The sequence below is a fragment of the Aquimarina sp. RZ0 genome (assembly GCF_008370685.1).
Classification (GTDB): Bacteria; Bacteroidota; Bacteroidia; order Flavobacteriales; family Flavobacteriaceae; genus Aquimarina.
This window is the reverse complement of sequence record NZ_VTZU01000171.1, coordinates 1-2,910: the sequence shown is the minus strand read 5'-3', so window position 1 is coordinate 2,910 and position 2,910 is coordinate 1. Positions and strand designations below refer to the sequence as shown.

General features: G+C 31.3%; 3 protein-coding genes. All 3 read right to left on the bottom strand.

The features are described 5' to 3' along the window. Positions 1-125: 125 nt before the first annotated feature. A complete protein-coding gene (locus F0000_RS26895; protein WP_149627786.1) occupies positions 126-575 on the bottom strand; it encodes an HAD family hydrolase in 450 nt (149 codons plus the stop codon). A gap of 21 nt (positions 576-596) precedes the next feature. Next, complete coding sequence (locus F0000_RS26890) at positions 597-1,103, bottom strand: hypothetical protein (RefSeq protein ID WP_149627785.1); 507 nt, start codon at positions 1,101-1,103, stop codon at positions 597-599. Positions 1,104-1,182: 79 nt separating this feature from the next. Then, a complete protein-coding gene (locus F0000_RS26885) occupies positions 1,183-2,760 on the bottom strand; it encodes a hypothetical protein (RefSeq protein ID WP_149627784.1) in 1,578 nt (525 codons plus the stop codon). Positions 2,761-2,910: the final 150 nt, after the last annotated feature.

Sequence of the window (2,910 nt, the reverse complement as noted above, 5' to 3'; positions counted from 1 at the left end):
GCTGTAATTCAACCAACCAAACCTAACGAAAAACCCATAGAAACAAAACTATACGGCAAAGCAGCCGGGGATAGTCAACACTGCGTTCATATATCGGCGCTACGCACCATACGAACGCTTAGTTGTTACCCAACGTTTTTTATTTCATTTTTCATTTTTTCAACCCAATTTTTGTCAGTTGGCTCAACAATGATTGCTTTAAAATTAAATCGTTCGCTTTCAATTCCTACTCCTTTTAAATCATCTACGTGTATGTCAAAATCAAATGCTGGAGGAAACTTAGATGAATTAATATTCCGAGATTTTAAAACTTTTCGATTCTCTTTTTCGGTCACAATTCGGTTTACTCTTATTCCATAATATTTTAAAGTCCGTCTTATTTTTCTTTTGCTACGAAACGATGTCGTGTAAATATGAATTTTGTGTTCCTCATTTTGCAAATTAGAAATCAATTCACGTGTACCTTTTCGCATTTCTTCAATTCCGAACAGTTTAGCAATTCTGCTTCGTTTTTCGGTTTTAAATTCCTTTCCGTTAGGAATTAATGTGCTATCAAGATCAAAACTTATATTCATTAAATTCGCCTTAGCTTTTTTTCATTTCACGTTTATATTCCAAATCTTGAATTGAATTTTAGCTAAAAAACTATTCCATTCGTGTCGAATACCACCTAATTCCCAATTAATATCAAATTTGTCTGTATCATTTTTTCGATAATTTGGAAGTCCGATTTTAGAATGTAGCATTGGTTGATTGCTTTTTACAGTTTCATAATAGTCGGATTCGAGTAATGATTTCGGATAATATTGAATTTCAATTATAGTATTTTCTTTTTCGCTTTTATATATGTATAAGTTTATATCGTACAAATCTTCATAAAAGACTTTTAACTCAGCCGTTATTTTTTCGAGTGACTTGGGTTTCTTTTTATCATTAATTTTTTTTCGTTCAGTTCTATTCTGTTTGTCATTTTTAATTTCCGAAATAATATAACTGGTATTGTCCGAAATTTTATTCCAACAAGAATTTCTCGCCATTTCTAATAGAGTAGAAGTGGCTTCTTTTAAATTCTGTTCGAGGTTACTTTTTGTGACTTTTTTCAAAATGTTGGGTAACGTCTCTTGTATGTTGCGTTTGCTTCCCGAAGGGAGCATATGCAATATACAAACTGTTAGCAACTTTTTATAAATCTATAAAGTTGCTTTGGTTCGTTTCGTTTGGATTATTTGTACCTACTATATTGGTGTCAATGTTGTCGTTATATTTACCACCAATTATGTATGCTCCAGTCATATTCCCACCTTTACTCGTATTGTTTGTGACCCTGTTTCCTGTAAAGTGAAAAATTCTTGATTTATGAACTCTTACAGCATAATTATTAGGTGGATTAACATTATCAACTTGATTTGGCCTTTCTTGTGTAAAAGAATTGCCAATGATATTTGCTTGAACAGATTCGGTTATCATAATTTGACAACCTACATCAATATTTTCACCGCTAGTAAAAATAAAGTTATCTTCGAAATAGCAGCTGCTAATATTTAATAGGTTAACTCCTCTCGCATATATTCCGTATCCCGAATTGAATTGCACAATTGTATTTTGGATTAGAACTGGTTGCCCTCCCCCACTGATTTGAATGGCAGCAGAAGGTTTTGCATCATGTTTATCTTGATTGTCTGGATAATCTGAATCAAAATTCTTGCAAACTTCAACTCTACAATGATCTAGTTTAAAACCGTGACATTTTATTAAGTTAATAATTCCATTAGAAGCATAAGACAAATTACTATTAGTAATTCGAACATCTCCAAAACAATTTTCTAATTTCACAAGATTTTTTCCTTTTTCAATTCTACAATTATCTATAACAATAGAATATACACATTCGAATGCGTAAATAAGGTGGTTCGTTTTCCAGTTTTTTGGATGAATCTCGTTTGATCCAAATCCTCTTATGCCTAAATTTTTAATTCGTATGTAATTCCCGAATTGAGTTATAATTATAGGATTCCCTTCAGTGTCTGTAGCAATATTTCCATTTTCATCTAACTTATATTCTACAGGTTCATAACGGGTATCTCTAAGTCTAAACATAATATGTAACCCATCTTCAGATTTATCAATTATAGCAGTTTTTGTTGGGCCATAACCAATCAATTCAATACCATTGGGGATCATTAAAGTTTCCGAAATACCATAAAAACCTGCCTCTAGTTGTATTATTTTACCATTGGAGTAGTTTTTTACCCTATCATATTTGGATCTTTTTATTGCTTTAGCCAAGTTAAGAGCACATTTGAATTGTAAGGTGTTATCTGGAATAAGACGATAAATAAGATCATTAATCCTACTGTAATTTGGTTCAGAAACCACGGCGCCACCACTTGGAGTATCTTCTCTAAAAATGTTGTATTGATTTGAAGCTTGAGCGCCAAACCATTCTAGTTTAATTGTTGAATTAGTTATATGTCCATAAACTGCATTTTCTGGGTCATTCGAATTAGTAATATCAAGAATATATTGAGAATATTCATAGAATTCTATTCTTCCAAACCATCTAAATCTACCATTATCAATAAACTTCAAACGAGAATTAAATTCAAATTTAAGGCAAATTCTTGCTGTTAGATATTGATCAAAAAAAGGATCATCATTAATCTCGATTATACTATTTTCTTCTACAACTATTAATTTATCTCCAGTTCCATTATTAATTGCATTATAAAGAGATTGCTTATCATTAACAATAATTTTCATATTTAAGGTTTTAAGTTGTTGCTAACGTCTATTGTATGGTACGTTTGCATCCCGAAGGGTGCAAATGAACTATACAAACTGTTGACAAATGTTGATTATTCATAAAAGTATTCTGCCACTCCATTTCCAATATCCATGATTTTATTTATC